This is a genomic window from Ideonella sp. A 288 (assembly GCF_002198735.1).
GTDB lineage: Bacteria > Pseudomonadota > Gammaproteobacteria > Burkholderiales > Burkholderiaceae_C > Pseudaquabacterium.
Map to the genome: position 1 here is coordinate 311,624 of NZ_MWLO01000137.1, position 15,923 is coordinate 327,546.

The 15,923-nt window shown below is 71.7% G+C and carries 12 protein-coding genes and 1 pseudogene; 3 read left to right on the forward strand and 10 right to left on the reverse strand.

Features of this window, described 5'->3' with window-relative positions; all coding sequences use genetic code 11:
• Positions 1-6 precede the first annotated feature (6 nt).
• From EOINJALH_RS20950 to EOINJALH_RS33545, 5 genes and pseudogenes are all read right to left on the reverse strand, one after another.
• On the reverse strand, positions 7-1,200 hold the full coding sequence (locus EOINJALH_RS20950; protein WP_088283631.1) for a CaiB/BaiF CoA-transferase family protein: 1,194 nt from the start codon (positions 1,198-1,200) through the stop codon (positions 7-9).
• 19 nt (positions 1,201-1,219) lie between these two features.
• Entirely contained in the window at positions 1,220-2,068 is an 849-nt protein-coding gene (locus tag EOINJALH_RS20955; protein ID WP_088283724.1) for a MaoC family dehydratase N-terminal domain-containing protein, read from the reverse strand.
• Between the two features lie 5 nt (positions 2,069-2,073).
• Positions 2,074-3,147 (reverse strand): porin, encoded by a 1,074-nt coding sequence (locus EOINJALH_RS20960; RefSeq protein ID WP_088283633.1) that lies wholly within the window; start codon positions 3,145-3,147, stop codon positions 2,074-2,076.
• A 36-nt stretch (positions 3,148-3,183) separates the two neighbouring features.
• Complete coding sequence (locus EOINJALH_RS33540; protein WP_404872783.1) at positions 3,184-4,143, reverse strand: tripartite tricarboxylate transporter substrate binding protein; 960 nt, start codon at positions 4,141-4,143, stop codon at positions 3,184-3,186.
• Between the two features lie 51 nt (positions 4,144-4,194).
• Positions 4,195-5,472 (reverse strand): annotated as a pseudogene (locus tag EOINJALH_RS33545) (4-oxalomesaconate tautomerase); the annotation flags it as partial.
• Here EOINJALH_RS33545 and EOINJALH_RS20970 point away from each other — a divergent pair.
• Positions 5,354-6,316 carry a LysR family transcriptional regulator gene (locus tag EOINJALH_RS20970; protein WP_088283635.1) on the forward strand — a complete coding sequence of 321 codons (963 nt, stop codon included), beginning with the start codon at positions 5,354-5,356 and terminating at the stop codon, positions 6,314-6,316. The pseudogene EOINJALH_RS33545 and the gene EOINJALH_RS20970 overlap by 119 nt on opposite strands.
• A 58-nt stretch (positions 6,317-6,374) precedes the next feature.
• Here EOINJALH_RS20970 and EOINJALH_RS20975 read toward each other — a convergent pair whose 3' ends face one another.
• Positions 6,375-6,704: a copper-binding protein gene (locus EOINJALH_RS20975; RefSeq protein ID WP_088283637.1), complete on the reverse strand. Its 330-nt coding sequence runs from the start codon at positions 6,702-6,704 to the stop codon at positions 6,375-6,377.
• A gap of 14 nt (positions 6,705-6,718) precedes the next feature.
• Positions 6,719-7,222: a DUF411 domain-containing protein gene (locus EOINJALH_RS20980; RefSeq protein ID WP_088283639.1), complete on the reverse strand. Its 504-nt coding sequence runs from the start codon at positions 7,220-7,222 to the stop codon at positions 6,719-6,721.
• 309 nt (positions 7,223-7,531) lie between these two features.
• Here EOINJALH_RS20980 and ushA point away from each other — a divergent pair, with 309 nt between their 5' ends.
• Both ushA and EOINJALH_RS20990 read left to right on the forward strand, forming a co-directional pair.
• Positions 7,532-9,181 (forward strand): bifunctional UDP-sugar hydrolase/5'-nucleotidase UshA, encoded by a 1,650-nt coding sequence (gene ushA / locus EOINJALH_RS20985; RefSeq protein ID WP_199873440.1) that lies wholly within the window; start codon positions 7,532-7,534, stop codon positions 9,179-9,181.
• Positions 9,182-9,191: 10 nt separating this feature from the next.
• The gene (locus tag EOINJALH_RS20990; RefSeq protein WP_088283641.1) at positions 9,192-9,860 is read left to right on the forward strand and encodes a phosphoribosylanthranilate isomerase; all 669 of its coding nucleotides are present in this window, start codon (positions 9,192-9,194) and stop codon (positions 9,858-9,860) included.
• 66 nt (positions 9,861-9,926) lie between these two features.
• On the opposite strand, the gene EOINJALH_RS20995 is transcribed toward EOINJALH_RS20990, so the two are convergent.
• The 3 genes from EOINJALH_RS20995 to EOINJALH_RS21005 all read right to left on the reverse strand — a co-directional run bounded on the left by EOINJALH_RS20995 (position 9,927) and on the right by EOINJALH_RS21005 (position 15,684).
• On the reverse strand, positions 9,927-13,529 hold the full coding sequence (locus EOINJALH_RS20995; protein ID WP_088283643.1) for an ExeM/NucH family extracellular endonuclease: 3,603 nt from the start codon (positions 13,527-13,529) through the stop codon (positions 9,927-9,929).
• Between the two features lie 60 nt (positions 13,530-13,589).
• On the reverse strand, positions 13,590-14,318 hold the full coding sequence (locus EOINJALH_RS21000; RefSeq protein WP_088283645.1) for a PEP-CTERM sorting domain-containing protein: 729 nt from the start codon (positions 14,316-14,318) through the stop codon (positions 13,590-13,592).
• A 154-nt stretch (positions 14,319-14,472) separates the two neighbouring features.
• Positions 14,473-15,684, reverse strand: a complete 1,212-nt coding sequence (locus EOINJALH_RS21005) for a glycerophosphodiester phosphodiesterase (RefSeq protein ID WP_088283647.1) — start codon at positions 15,682-15,684, stop codon at positions 14,473-14,475.
• Between the last annotated feature and the right edge of the window lie 239 nt (positions 15,685-15,923).

The window sequence follows — 15,923 nt, forward strand, 5'->3', positions numbered from 1 at the left end:
TCGCGGCTAGATCGCGCCGTCGGCGCGCAGCGCCGCCAGGCCGGCGGCGTCGACGCCGAGGGCCCCGAGGATCGCGTCGGTGTGCTGGCCCAGCGCCGGCACGGGGTCCATGCGCGGGTCGCCGTCGTCCCAGCTGCCGGGCGGCAGCATCGCAGGCAGCGGGCCGGCCGGCGAGCCGATCTCGCGCCAGCGCTGGCGGGCGGCCAGCTGCGGGTGCGCCCACAGGCCAGCCATGGTGTTGACCTGGGCATTGGCGATCTGCGCCGCCTCGAGCCGCTCGACCACCTGCGCAGTGGTGAGCGACGAGAAGGCCTCGACGATCAGCGCGCGCAGCGCCGCGCGCTCGGCCACCCGGCGGGCGTTGCCCGCAAAGCGCGGGTCGGTGGCCAGTGCCGGCTGCTGCAGCACGCCCTGGCAGAACGACTGCCATTCGCGTTCGTTCTGCAGGCCCAACATCACCGTGCCGCCGTCGCCGGCCGGGAACGGGCCATAGGGGTAGATCGTGGCGTGGCTGGCGCCGGTGCGCGGCGGCGGCTGGGCGCCGTCGAACGCGTAATACATCGGGTAGCTCATCCACTCGCCCAGCGACTCGAGCATCGAGATGTCGATGCGCCGGCCGCGGCCGGTGTGCTGGCGCTCCAGCAGCGCCGCCAGGATGCTGCTGTAGGCGTACATGCCGGCGGCGATGTCGGCGATCGACGGGCCGGCCTTGCTGGGCTCGTCGGGCGTGCCGGTGACCGAGACGAAGCCGGCCTCGCTCTGGATCAGCAGGTCGTAGGCCTTCTTGTCGCGATAGGGCCCGGGGTGGACGGGGTCGTCGCCATAGCCCGAGATGTCGCAGACGATGAGCCCGGGCCGGTCGGCGGCCAGCGCCTCGTGCGACAGGCCCATGCGCGCGGCGGCGCCGGGCGCGAGGTTCTGCACCAGCACGTCGGCCTGCTCGACCACCAGCCGGCGCAGCAGCGCGGCGGCCTGCGGGTGCTTCAGGTCGAGGGAGAGGCTTTCCTTGCTGCGGTTGGTCCAGACGAAGTGCGAGGCCAGGCCGCGCACGCGGGCGTCGTAGCCGCGGGCGAAATCGCCCGTGCCGGGCCGCTCGACCTTGATGACGCGGGCGCCCAGGTCGGCGAGCTGCCGGGTGGCGAACGGCGCGGCGATCGCGTGTTCGAGCGTGACCACGGTGAGGCCCTTCAAGGGTTGCATGGCGATCGTCTCCTGTCGTTCAGCACAGCTGGGCCTCGGCGTCCATGGTCAGCCAGCCCTCGTGGTCGGTGGCCCACAGGCGCACGCTGCAGCCGTCGGCGGCAGGCAGGCCGTGCACGGCCATCGGCCGGCCGTCGAAGGTGGGGCGCAGCGCCTTGAAGCGGAAGCTCGCCACCTGCGCCGCGGGCTGCTCGCGCCGCAGCAGGTCGAGCAGCAGCGTGGCAATCAGCGGGCCGTGCACGATCAGGCCGGGGTAGCCCTCGACCTCGGTGACGTAGCGCCGGTCGTAGTGGATGCGGTGGCCGTTGAAGGTGAGCGCCGAGTAGCGGAACAGCAGCACGTCGTCGGGCAGCAGCTCGCGGTGCCACGCGGCACCAGCGGGCGGGCTCTGTGGTGGCGGCTCCACATCGTCCGGCCGCTTCGGCCCGCGGTAGACGATGTCGTGGTGCTCCACCAGCGCCGGCTCGGCCGCGCCGTTGCAGCGCAGGTCATGTCGCACGGTGACGAACACCAGCTCGCCGGTGCGGCCCGACTTGGCGCTGACCCGCGCGATGGTCGAGGTGCGCTCGACCGCGTCGCCGACCCGGATCGGCGCGTGCCATTCGAACTGGCTGCCGGCCCACATGCGCCGCGGCAGCGGCACCGGCGGCAGGAAGCCTCCGCGCTTCGCGTGGCCATCGGGGCCGATGGCCGACTGGCGGTGCAGCGGCAGGAAGTACAGCCAGTGCCACAGCGGCGGCAGCACGCTGCCGTCGGGCACCTCGGCGGCGGGGTGATCGAGCGTGGCGGCGAGGGCGCGCACCGGCGTGGCGCCGATGGGGTCGCGCACGGTCTCGCTGCGGCCGATCCAGGCACTGAGGTCGTCCATGGCCATCAGAAGTTGTGGCGCACGCCGAACTCGGTGCCGGTGGACGAGGCACCGCCGGCCAGGCCCGTGGGACCGCCGGGCACCACGAAGGTGGCGCCGCCGCTGTTGTCGATGCGCGAGAGCGTGGCGTACAGCGCGCTGCGCTTGGACAGGTTGTAGACGTAGCCCAGCGCCAACTGGCGCGCATCGTTGCCGTCGATCGCGGTGGTGCCGACGCGGCCGGACAGGTCGACCCGGTGGTACGACAGCTTGATCTCGCCGACGCCCATCGGCACCCGTGCACCGACCAGCAGGTGGTTCTGGCGCGCCGCGTTCTGCGAGAAGCGCCGCAGCACCGCCGACAGGCGCACGACACCGAGGTCGACGTTGCCACCCACCGCGCTGTCGTTGAAGGCGCCGGTCGTGGTGAGGTCGTTGGTGCTGCGGGTGGAGGCCGCCGACACGCCCCAGGCCTTGGTGGCATAGCCCACGCGCAGGCCGCGCAGGTCGTGCTGGCCGTTGGCCGCGGTGCCGCCCTCGCGCGCGGCCCACATCACCTCGCCTTCCAGGCCGCCCCAACCCGATGGCATCACCCACTGCACCGAGTTGCTCGATCGCACCGTGGTGTTGGGCGAGGTGCCGAAGGCCGAGCGGATGGGCCCGGCCGGCGTGGCCGAGACGAAGTTGTTGGCCCCGCCGACACCGACGTACGAGAACGGGTCGTAGCGCGACCAGTTGGTGTAGCTGGGCACGAAGTCGCGGCCGATGCGGATTTCGCCCCAGCGCGCGTCGCCGACGCTGACGGTGGAGCGGCGGTCCCAGAACTGCGTGGCCGAGGCCGGCGTGCCGGTGTCGAGCAGCAGCCCATGCTCGAGGTGGAAGCCGGCCCACAGGCCACCGCCCAGGTCTTCGCGGCCACGCAGGCCGAGCCGGCTGGTGGAATTGGAGCCGCTGACCACCGAGTTGACCGAGCCGCGGCCCTGGTTGTCGACGTGGCGGAAGGCGGCATCGGCGATGCCGAACAGCGTCACTTCCTGCGCCGAGGCGGCGCCGGCCAGCAGTGCCAGGCCGAGCAGGCTGGCGATGCGGGGGGTGTTCATGGGTCGTCTCCTTGGGGTGTTGGGTTGGCTGCGCGCTCAGTCGGCCGTCAGCCTGGCTTGCTGCACGACGCGCTTCCACTTCACGAGCTCGCCCTTGACGAGTGCGCCCAGCTGTTCGGGCGTGCTGCCCTCGACATCGGCGCCGTGGTCCTCGATGCGCTTGACGATGTCCTTGTCGGCCAGCACCTGGTTCAGCGCCTTGTTGAGCTGGTCGACCACGGCCTTGGGCGTCTTCGCCGGCACGAACAGGCCGTACCACTGCGACACGTCGACGCCGTCGACGCCGGCCTCCTTCAGCGTGGGCACGTCGGGCAGCAGCGCGCTGCGCTTGGACCCCGCCACCGCCAGCGCCCTGAGCTTGCCGGACTTGACGTGCGGCATCGCGGTGAACAGGCTGGGGAACATGAACTGCGTCTGCCCGCCGATGGTGTCGCTGACGGCCGGCGCGGCGCCCTTGTAGGGGATGCCCAGCATCACCACGCCGGCGTTGAGCTTGAACAGCTCGGCCGCGAAGTGCGGCGCCGTGCCGTTGCCGGCCGAGGCGTAGGTGTACTTGTCGGGCTTGGCCTTGAGCTGGGCCACCAGGTCCTTCACGTCCTTCACCGGCACGGTGCCGTTGGCCACCATCAGCGTCGGCGAATAGCCCACCAGGCCCACGGGCGCGAAGTCGGCCACCGGGTCATAACGCAGTTTCTGCAGGGCCGGGTTCATGCCGTGCGTGGCGATGTAGCCGAACATGATGGTGTGGCCATCGGCCGGCGCACGGGCGACGAACTCGCTGGCGATGGAGCCGTTGGCGCCGGCGCGGTTGTCGATGATGATGGTCTGGCCCAGCAGCGGGCCCAGCTTCTGCGCGATGGTGCGGGCCATTGCATCGTTGCCGCCGCCGGCGGCGGTGGGTACGACGATGGTGATGGTCTTGTCGGGCCAGGCCATCGCGGCGGGGGCGGCGGCGGCCAGGGTGGCGGCCAGGGCCGGGGCGATGAGTCGCTTCATGGTGGGGTCTCCTTCGATCGGTTTCGAGAACACGTAGTCCGGGATGTGCAGGTCGCCCTGCAGGATCTTTCGGGCGGTGCGCACCAGCGCCGCGCGCTCGATGCGGGCGGCCTCGCCCTCGCCGTCGAGCGTCACCTCGACGTCGATGCGGCCCTGCGGGTGCAGCACCGCGATGCGGCGCGTACCGGGCCCGCCATCACGGCCGCTGGCCACCGTGCCGGGCAGCGCGAAGGCGGTGGCCACGCCGATGGCGCCGGTGACGGCGTGCGAGGCATGGCAACGCCGCGGCGTGAAGTAGCGCGAGGTGAGGCTGTCGTCGTCGTCGCCGCGGCTCACGATCACCGGCTTGGGGATCACGCTGCCCGCCACGTCGCCCAGCCCCATCAGGCGGCCGGCGGCCAGGCGCAGCGCCTCCAGCCGTTCCAGCAGTGCGCGGTCGGCGTCCAGTTCGGCCGGGGACTCGCGCCCGCCCAGGCCCAGGTCGGCGGCGCGCACGATCATCAGCGGCATGGCCGCGTCGATGCAGGTCAGCGGCGTGCCGTCGATCGTGTCGATGCGCTGGCCGGTGGGGAACACCGAGCCGGTGACCGCGCCCCAGGCATCGAGGAAGTTCAGCCGGATCGGCGCCGCGGTGCCGGCCACGCCGTCGATGCCGGTGAGGCCGTCGTAGGTGACGCGCCGGCCGGGCGTGCACACGGTGACGTCGATGCGCGACGAGGTGTTCACGTTGAACACCCGCACGGTCGTCTCGCCGTCGGTCGCGTCGACCAGCCCCTGCTCGATCGCGAACGGCGCCACGCCCGACAGCATGTTGCCGCAGTTGGGCCGCGTGTCGACCGACTTCTGGCCGACGCCGACCTGCGCGAACAGGTAGTCGACATCGCAGTCGGGTTGCGCCGAGCGCGAGACGATCGCCACCTTGCTGGTCAGCGTGCTGCCGCCGCCGACACCGTCCACCTGCAGCAGGTCGGACGCGCCGATCGCGCCGATCAGCGCCTGGTCGCGCTCGGCCTCGTCGGCGGGCAGCCAGTGGCGCAGGAAGAACGGGCCGCGCGAGGTGCCGGCACGCATCAGGACGCAAGGAATGGTGAATGAACCCATGGCCGGGATGATGTCGATGCCACCGATGCATGGGAATTGCACAGTTATGATCGATTGATGCGCCAGGCACATCAGTGCGCGGCGCCCAGGTGCAGCCGGGAGCACGCCCATGGCGATCAACTTCGACCTCAACGACCTGCTGGCCTTCCGGGCCGTGGCCGAGCTGTCCAACTTCCGCCGCGCCGCCGAGGCGGTGCACATCTCGCAGCCGGCGTTCAGCCGGCGCATCGACAAGCTCGAACAGGCACTGGGCGTGCGGCTGCTCGACCGCACCACGCGGCGCGTCAGCCTCACCGCGGTGGGCCGCGACTTCGCGCACAAGGTGCAGTCGCTGCTGGACGACCTGGACGGCACGCTGATGGCGATGCGCGGCGTGGCCGCCACGCGCATGGGCGAGGTGACGATCGCCAGCGTGCCGTCGGCCGTGTACTACCACGCGTCGCGCGTGATCCAGCGCTACCGCGAGAGCTACCCGCGCATCCGCGTCAAGGTGTTCGACGCCAACGCCGCGGCGGTGCTGGACGCGGTGTCGCGCGGCGAGGCCGATTTCGGCATCAACTTCATCGGCAGCCAGGAGCCGGGGCTCGAGTTCCACACGCTGCTCGAAGAGCGCTTCGTGATGGCCTGCCGGCGCGACCACCCGCTGGCGCGCCGCCGCCGCGTGGCCTGGCGCGACCTGGCCGAGGTCGACTTCATCTCGGTGGGCAAGTCATCGGGCAACCGCCTGCTGCTCGACCAGGCGCTGGCCGGCCTGCCCGACCCCCCGCGCATCGTCTGCGAGGCCGAGCACGTGACCACGCTGCTGGGCATGGTCGAGGCCGGCCTGGGCGTGGCCGCCGTGCCTTCGCTGGCGATGCCGGGGCCCGACCACCCGCTGCTGGTGAGCGTGCCGCTGGATCAGCCGGTGGTCACCCGCCGCGTCGGCCTGATCCGCCGCACCGGGCGCACGCTGTCGCCGGCGGCGCAACCGCTGTACGACCTGTTCGCGGCGGTGAAGGACGACGTGGGGGCGCTGCGAGACCCGACACCACGGCGCCGGGCCTCGGCCAGGCACGCGGCGCGGACGGCCTGACGCTTCGGCCTGACGCGTTGGCCCGCTGCGGCGGAAGTCGTCGGGCCGCGTCGCCGGGTCAGCGGGCAGGTTCCAGCACCGTCAACAGCAGGTCGTCCTTCGACTTCTCGGCGTGGAAGCGCACCTTGTCGCCCACCTTCAGCTTGGCCAGCATGGCGACGTCGCGGGCCTTGAAGACCATGGTCATCGGCGGCATGTCGAGGTTGCGGATCTCGCCGTGCTTCAACGTCACGGTGCGCGCGGCCTTGTCGATCTTGCGCACCTCGCCGGCCGTCAGCTCCTGCGCGGCGCTCGCAGGGGCGGCCGGCGCCGCGGTCTGGGCGGCGGCCGTGCCGCCTGCGGCGCACAGCATGGCCAGCAGCGCAGCGGCCAGGGGGTGACGGATCATGCGATCGCTCCTTTTCACCGATAGGCCTGGTAGACCGCGGCGTTGCCGTCCTTGCGGACCAGCAGCACGTCGTAGGGGTCGCGCCGGCCGCGGTATTCGGGGCCGTCCATGCCCGGCGAGCCCACCGGCATCGCCGGCACCGCCAGGCCCACCGCCTTGGGGCGCTCGGCCAGCAGGCGGCGGATCTCGCGCACCGGCACATGGCCCTCGAGCACGTAGCCGTCCACCCGCGCAGTGTGGCACGAGCCGTAGAGCAGCGGCATGCCCAGCTTGACGCGCATGTCGGTGTTGCCGGTGTCGAAGGCGCGCACGGTGAAGCCATTGGCTTCGAGGTAGGCGATCCAGTCGTTGCAGCAGCCGCAGGTGGGGCCTTTCCAGACTTCGACCAGCGGCGACGGGGCGGCCTGTGCCGCCCAGGGTGCGGCCAGCGAGGCCAGCGCGGCGGCCAACAGCTGGCGCCGGGGCAGCACGGCAGCGGGTTGAGCGAGGGGGTCGGTGCAGCGGGCAGCGAGGGTCATGGTGGGCTCCTGGGGGCCGCGGTGGCAGCCCGGTGGGCATGGGGCTCGGGACAGTGGCGCGCCACGGGCGGTGCCACTGCCGGTCGCCGACGGCGGCGGTGCACGGGCCACGGCACGGCATCGGCTTGCCGCGCAACGGCCCCGGCGCCCCAGGACTCTAGCGCAAGCGCCCGGCGCGGCAGGCCGGGCCACGGGGCGGCCCTGCGGGCGTCCCCGGATCGGCGGGCCCGTGGCGGCGCGCGGCCATGGCGGCGCCATGCCGCTGTGGCATGCTGGCCGGCTGTGCACCGTCCCTGTCCCGAGGCCGCCGTGAAGCCATCCCGTCCCTGCCCTGTCCGTCCCTCACCCGCGCGCCCGGCCGCCACGCTGCTGGGCCTGGCCGCGCTGCTGGCGCTGGCCGGCTGCGCCGGCCTCGCCCCGCGCGAGCCGCTGAAGCTGACCATCCTGCACACCAACGACCACCACGGCCGCTTCTGGCCCAACGCCGACGGCGAGTACGGCCTGGCCGCGCGCAAGACCCTGGTCGAGCGGGTGCGCGCCGAGGTGGCCGCGGCCGGCGGCCACACGCTGCTGCTGGACGGCGGCGACATCAACACCGGCGTGCCCGAGAGCGATCTGCAGGACGCCGAGCCCGACGTGAAGGGCATGAACCTGCTGGGCTACGACGCCTCGGCGGTGGGCAACCACGAGTTCGACAAGCCGCCCGCGGTGCTGGCCAAGCAGCGCCAGTGGGCCAAGTTCCCGCTGCTGTCGGCCAACATCTACCGCGACGGCGCCCGGATGTTCGAGCCCTACCGTGTCTTCGAGCGTGGCGGCCACCGCATCGCGGTGATCGGCCTGACCACCGACGACACGCAGAAGATGGTGTTGCCCGACAACATCCGCGGCATCGAGTTCCGCAAGCCCATCGACGAGGTGGCGCGGGTGCTGCCCGAGGTGCGCGACCAGGCCGACATGGTGATCGCCGTCACGCACATGGGCCACTACCCCGACGGCCAGCGCGGCGTCAACGCCCCCGGCGACGTGGAGATGGCGCGCGCCGTGCGCGGGCTCGACCTGGTGGTGGGCGGCCACAGCCAGAACCCGGTGTGCATGCGCGCGGAAAACCAGCGCAACGAGGCCTACGTGCCCGGCCAGCCCTGCGCGCCCGACCGCCAGAACGGCACCTGGATCGTGCAGGCCCACGAGTGGGGCAAGTACGTGGGCCGGGCCGATTTCGTCATCGACGCAGGCAAGGTGGAACTGGTGAAGTACCAACTGATGCCGGTGAACCTGGTGAAGAAGCAGGCCGACGGCAGCAAGCTGCCCTACACCGAGGCCATCGCGCCCGACGCCGGCGTGCGCGCCTTCCTGCAGCCCTTCCAGGCCAACGGCGAGGCGCGGCTGAACGTGCCGGTGGGATCGTCCGACGGCGTGCTCGACGGCGACCGCGCCCGCGTGCGCGCGCAGCCCACCACGCTGGGCGTGCTGGTGGCCCGCGCGATGATGGACCGCACCGGCGCCGACCTGGCCCTGGTCAACTCGGGCGGCGTGCGCGATTCGCTGCCGGCCGGCGCCATCAGCTACCGCGACGTGCTGAAGGTGCAGCCCTTCGGCAACACCGTGGCGGTGGTGCAGATGCCTGGCGCCGAACTGCTGGCCTACCTGCAGGCCGCCGCGGCGATGACCCCCGGCTCGGGCGCCTTCCCGCAGACGGCGGGCGTGCAGATGCGCATCGTCGGCGGGCAGCTCAGTGAAGCGCGCATCGCCGGCGAGCCGATCGACCCGCGGCGCCTGTACCGCATGGCGCTGACCAACTTCACCGCCACCGGCGGCGACGGCTACCCGCGCATCACCGGCCACCCGGGCTATGTCGATTCGGGCTTCGTCGACGCCGACGTGCTGCGCGCCTACATCGCCCGCCGCAGCCCGCTGAAGGTGGCCGACTACGAACCCGGCGAGATGGTGACGCGGCGCTGAGGGCGGCACGATGGCCACGGTGCCCCAGGTCAAGATCTGCTGCATTGCCAGCGCCGACGAGGCGCGCCTGGCCGTCGACGCGGGCGCGCACGCGCTGGGGCTGGTGTCGGCCATGCCCAGCGGGCCGGGCGTGATCGACGAGGCGCTGATCGCCGCCATCGCGGCGCAGGTGCCGCCCACGGTGCACACCTTCCTGCTGACCTGCAAACTGAGCGCACGCGAGATCGTCGACCAGCACCACCGCTGCCGCACCACGACGCTGCAACTGGTCGACGCGCTGCCGGGCGACGAACTGCCGCGGCTGCGCGACGCCCTGCCCGACGTGCGCCTGGTGCAGGTGATCCACGTCACCGGCGAGGCCTCGATCGACGAGGCGCTGGCCGCCGCGCCCTGGGTCGACGCGCTGCTGCTCGATTCGGGCAACCCGGCCGCGGCGGTGAAGGAGCTGGGCGGCACCGGCCGCACGCACGACTGGTCGGTCAGCCGCCGGCTGTGCCGCGCGGTCGACCGGCCGGTGTACCTGGCCGGTGGCCTGAACGCCGGCAACGTGGCCGAGGCCATCGCGCAGGTGCAGCCCCACGGCCTGGACATCTGCAGCGGCGTGCGCCGCGACGGTCGGCTCGACGAGGGGCGGCTGCGGGCGTTCTTTGCGGCGGTGCGCGGGGTGGGCCCCGCCTGAGCGCCTGCACGCGCCCAGGCGCCCGGACCTCCACGGCCCGAGCCCGCCGACCGACCCTTCAGCGGCTCAGACCAGGCCTCCCACGGCGTCGGCCAGCGGCTGCACCGCCGGCAACCCCGCCAGCTCGACCAGGATGTTGTCGAAGGCGAACTCATCGCGCGCGCCGGCGCCACCGGCGTCGTCGGTGAGCCATTGCACGATGACGGCAGCGCCGGGGGCGATGTCGAGGCCGCCGATCACCTGCAGGTCGAAGGCCGTGCGCGCAAACGTGGCGCCGGCCTGTGCCGCGGCCGGCGACGTGGCGCCCAGGCCCGGCACGGTGACGAAGCTGGCGCCGCCGTCCAGCGAGTACTGCACCGCCACGCTGTTGCCGCGCGGCTGGTCGTTGCGCACCCACAGGTCGTAGTCGAGGCGCAGCTCGCCCACGCTGGCGCCGGTGGTGTTGACCAGGCGCAACTGCAGCGCCCCCGGGGTGACGTCGTCGCCACCGGGCTGGAAGCCGAAGGCCACGTTGCCGGCTTCCACCTGGAAGGCATAGACGCCGCCGGTGGTGACCGCGTTGGTGGCCGCGCCGCGCGCGAAGTCGCCGGCGGTGCGGGTGTCGCCGAAGGCCATCGCGCCGTCGCTCAGGCCGGTGACGCGCCACAGGTCGGAATCCAGCTGCCCAGCGGCCGGCACCGGCGCGAAGCCCGTGCCGGTGAAGGCCGCGAAGCCCTCGTCGATGCGCACCGGCTGCACCACCACCGGCTCGACGGTGCTGAAGTTCAACACGGCGTCGTCGAGCAGGCCGGCGAAGTCGTTGCCGGCCAGGTCTTCCAGCACGCCGGGGGCGATGCGCACCGCGTAGTCGCCGCCCACGGCCAGGTTGGCCACCGGGTCGATGGTGAGCTGGTTGCCGGCGATCGTGATCTGCGGGTCGTCGATCGCAATAACGAGGCTGGTGCCGCCGTCGAGCGAGCGGATCTCGACATTGCCGCCCACCGCGCGGATGGCCTCGCTGAAGGCCAGCACCAGGTTGGCGCCCACGGCCACGCCGGTGGCGTTGTCGGCCGGGGTGCTGCTGCCCAGCGTGGGCGCCAGCCTGTCGCCGGGCGGCGTGACAGCCTCGCTGTTCAGCCGCAGGCCGATGATCACCGGGTCGTGGTCGGACGAGCGGAAGGCGTCGGAGCCGGCCAGGCCCTGCACGTCGGCGGGCTTGAATTCGTCGTTGTAGTCGGTGGCCACCTGCTCGTCGGCATTGACGTGCCAGTGGGTGATGCCGGTGACCTCGCCGGACAGGCCGGCGCTGGCGAAGGCGTGGTCGAGCGAGCCGCGCTGCCCGTCGAAGACATAGCCGTAGTCGCCGCCATGGCTGAGGTCGGTGTAGCGGCCGGCCAGGCCCTCGGCCGCGGCAGGGATGTCATAGCCGCCGTACACGGCTGCGGCATCGAACGCAGCGTCGCTGAGGAAGCGCACCGGGTCTTCCATCGCGTAGCTGTTGTAGTCGCCGACCAGCAGCACGTCACCGTCGTCATAACCCGTAGGGTCGGTGTCCAGCCAGCGGGCCAGGTCGACCACGGCTTCGAGCCGCGTCGGGTTGTTGTTGCCCTGGCCGTCGCCAGCATCGAGGTCGCCGCCGAAGTTGCTCGACAGCGAGCCCTTGCTCTTCAGGTGATTGACGACCAGCGTGAACTGCTTGCTGGGGTCGTCGGCGTAGCCGAAGGTCTGCGCCAGCGGCACGCGGCTCGAATCCTGGAAGGCGGTGTAGATGGCCGTGTCGGGCACCTGGGCGCTGCCCAGCGGCTGCACCGCGGTGGCGTCGTAGAGGATGCCCACCATGATGGCGTCGTCGCCCGCGGTGGCCACGCTGCCGCTGCCGGTGCCGTAGGGCCCGGCCACATAGGCGAAGCGCGCGGAGCCGACGGCCGCGTTCAACGCGTCGACCAGGTCGTCGATGGCGCTGGTCTCGTCGCCGAAGCCGTTGTTCTGGATCTCGTTGAGGCCGAAGACCTGCGCGCCGGTGCCCAGGATGGCGGCCACCACCTTGTCGCGCTGCTGCGCAAATTCGGCGGCCGTGTTGGCGCCGCGCGGCTGGTGGCTGGTGCCCAGCGGGTTGGTGAAGGTGGCGCCACCCGCGTCGAGCGTGGTGAAGTAGTTCAGCACGTTGAAGCTGGCCACCTTGATCTCGGCCACGCCAGTGGCGTTGAGGGCCGCGGTGTCGGGCGCAGCCGGCCGCGGTGTGGCGGTGAGGGCCAGCGTGTCGGTGGGGTGCAGCTCGTAGGCGCTGAAGGCGAAGCTCAGCACGCCGGTGACGGCATCTGTGGTGTCGCCCACGCGCAGGAAGTTGCCGGCGGCCAGCGGCGCGCCGTTGGCGATGCCGTCGTCGGTGGCGTCGCGCAGGATGCGGGTGCCGCTGTTCAGCGCCGCCAGCGTGGGGTTCTGCGCGGTGTTGCCATCATCGATCTGCAGCGTGTTCAGCGTCAGCGCGGCGTTGAAGGCGGCATAGCCGGCGACGCTGGGCAGGTTCGTCTGCGTGTACTGCACCGGCACGCCGCCGGCGTGCAGGGTCATCTCGCCGAAGCGGGCGAAGGTGAAGGTGTCGCCGACGTGCAGCGCACCGCCGCCGCCCGCCGACACCGTGACGTGCATGCCCTCGACCTGCTCGAGCACCGCGGCGCTGGCCAGCGGCAGCGTGACCGACACCGGTGCGTCCAGATCGGCCGCGGTGCCATCGCGCACCACGGTGAAGCCGCTGAGCGTGGTCAGCTCGGTGAGGCCGTTGAACTCGGCGATGCGGGCGCCGAAGCGCACGATGTCGCCCACGCTGTCGGCATTCACCGGCGAGGCGCCGTTGCCGTAGAACACGGCCACGCCTTCGGAGGTGGCCACGTTGCCGTCCTGGTCGGTGGCCTCCTCCTGCACGAAGAACAGGCGAGAGTTCGGCAGCCACGCGGTGACGCGGGCCTGCACGTTGACGGTCTGGCCCACCAGCGGCGAGGCCGCGCCGTCGCCCTGGATGGCCGAGATGCGGGTGATCTGGTTGGCGTCGATGACGTCGTTCACCTGCACCGACAGCGCCTGCGTGTCGGCCAGGCCGGTGGGGTCGGTGGCCGTGACGGCGACCTGGTAGACATTGTTGCCGTCGGCGTCGAGCGGGGTCTCGAAATCGGGCGGCGCGATGAAGCTCAGCGCGCCTGCGGCGTCCACCGAGAACAGCGCCGCGTCGGCGCCCGACAGCGACCAGGCGATGGCGCCGCCTTCGGGGTCGACCGCCGTCAACGCGAGCGTGGCCGCGGTGTTCTCGTCGACGGCGACGAGCGCCTGATCGCCGCCGCCGGCATGGGTGATGACCGGCGCCTCGTTCACATCGGTGATGGCCACCGCATAGCTGGCGCTGACGGCCGCCGTCGGCGGCGCCGCGGCGTCGCGTGCGCTCACCGTCACATCCAGCCTCGGGTTCGTCTCGAAGTCGAGCACCACGCCCTGCTTGAGCACCAGGCTCCAGCTGCGGGTGGTGAGGAACTTCACGTCGAACAGCGCCGCATCGTCACCCGACAGCGTGACGATGTTGTTCGGGCCGACCGGGCCCAGCAGGCTGATCAGCGCCACCGTGGTGCTGGGCGCGACGAGCGTGGATTCGGCCAGGATGGCGCGCAGCGTGGTGATGCGGACGGAGGTAGGGCCTGCCATGGGGGGTTCCGATCGGGTGGACGGTGAAGGAAAGGGGCGGCGGCGGCCGCAGCGTCAGCGTCAGCGACGCCGCACGGCGGCCAGGCCGGCCAGCATCGTCAGCACCAGCAACAACGATGCCGGCTCGGGCACGGCATTCAGCCGGGCCGCGCTGATCGTGTAGTTGAGGCTGTCGATCGTGGCGCCGGTGTCGCCCAGGTCGTCCTGAAAGGCCGCGACATTGGCGAAGAGGTCGACCAGGGCCAGCACCTGGCCCGCACCCGCGGTGCCGGCCAGCGCGGCACTGGTGCCGCTGAGCGGGCCAGCGCCGCTGGACGCCTCGACCGCATCAGAGAACAGGCTGCCCAGCACGCTGGCCGTGCTGAACACGCCGCCGCCGAAACTGCCGGCGTGCAGGTCCGAACCGTGGACGGCCGCCACCAGGCCGCTGCCGTCCAGTTCGTAGCTGCCGCTGAAGCCGAGGCTGGCGCTGTAGCCGCCGGCGAAGCTGAAGCCGGCGCGGGCCACGGCGATCAGTGCCGCCTCGCCAAGCGCGGCGTCGCGCGATTGCGCGTCGTCGCCGCCGAAATCCTTCTCGCCCGGCGTGAACGCGGTCAGGCCGATGCGGTTGAAAGTGATGTTGTCGCCGCTGATGGTGAAGCTGGGCGCAGCACCCCAGTAAGCCGCGTCGTAATAGAAATCGACGGTGGCGCCCGAGCCCGCCAGCGTCAGCGGCGCGGCCTGCAGGCCCAGGGTGGTGAAGCACAGCAGCGACGCGGTGCCGAGGCAGCGCAGAAGAGAAGTTCGCATGGGAGGTCCTGTGGTGGGTTGGCGATGGCCGATTCTGATTTGTTGCCGGCGCGCGCGGGGGGCGCTTGCATCGATGTCGGGCACCGGGTCGCGGGGTTGACAGGGCGGTTCCACGGGTCGTGGCACGCGCCCTGCTCACCCACTCATTCACACACTAGTTGCGACGCGCCCACCACGCGTTGCGCTGCGCGACGGCGGCATCCGGGAAATCACTGAACACACCATTCACACCCAGCGTGAAGAACTGCTCGTATTCCTTCGCCGGGTCGTTGGCGTAGGTGGCCGCCAGGCGGCGCGGCTCGCTGCGGAAGGTCCAGGTGTGCACGATCAGGCCGCGGGCCTTGGCGTTGCGGACGATGGTGTCGTCGGCCACCGCCGCGAAGTCGGCCTCGTTGATGGCGCCGTCACCGTTCGCGTCGACCGGGTTGCCCGCCGCATTCAGCGTGGCCTTCACGGTGACGAGGTAGCGCTTCCACGGGCCGATGCCGTCGGCGTAGGTCTTCACCTCGTCCAGGCCGGCGGGCGTGAGCAGGTCGCCGAAGAAGCCGGTGCGACCCGCCTTGGTCCAGTCGTAGGGCCGGTCGAAGGGCGCGGCGTAGGTGATGGCGCCGGTGCGCGGGTTCACGTCGTCGGCGTCCACCAGTTGCACCAGACGAACCTTGGTGCGCTGGCGCAGCGCCTTCAGGTTGGCCGTCTCGAAGGACTGGATGAACACCGGCGCATCGGCGCGGTTCCAGCCCACCTTGTCGAGCGAGGCCAGCAGCTTGTCCTCGAGCGGCAGGCCCTGCTCGACGTGCCAGGTGGGATGCTTGGTCTCGGGGTAGATGCCGATCGTGCGGCCGAGCGCATTGCCGCGCTCCTGCGCCAGGGCGATCACCTCGTCGAAGGTGGGGATCTGGTACTTGCCGTTCTGCGTCTGGTCGCGGTCGGCGAAAGCCTGCTTGGCGCGCAGGGTCTTGATCTCGGCGAGCGTGAAGTCGCTGGCGAAGAAGCCGGTGTCGTCGACACCATCGACCTTGATGGTCTTGCGGCGCGTCGCAAACTCGGGCCGGTCGGCCACGTCGGTGGTGGCGATCATGTTGGGCTCGTGGCGTGCGATGAGCACGCCGTCCTTGGTGGACACCAGGTCGGGCTCGATGACGTCGGCACCCATCTCGATGGCACGGCGGTAGGACTCGAGCGTGTGCTCGGGCACCGTGCCGCTGGCACCGCGGTGGCCGATGACCAGAGGCCGGGCCTCGGCCGAGCCGAACGGCGCCTCGTCGCTTCCGCCGCAGCCGGCCAGCAGGGCCGCGGCCCCGAGCAGGGTGGTTGCCAGCACGGTGGCGACGCGGGGCGTCCCGGCATTCGAGCGGATGGGGTCCATGGGCCTGTCTCCTCTTGTGGTGAGTGAGCGGCCATTCTCGGCAAATCGGGCGTCATGGCAATGACCGGCGCATGACCCTTCGATGACATGCCGAAGCCGGTGCGGGCATCGCCAGCTTGCATCGAGCCGGCCTCGGAACGTCGTCCAGCGATCGGGTTGGCTGTCGGTTCCGGACTCGCAGCGGACGTTCTGCGTGCAGTTGGGGCTGGACCGTGTCGTGACGTTTCGGCGCTGAGGCA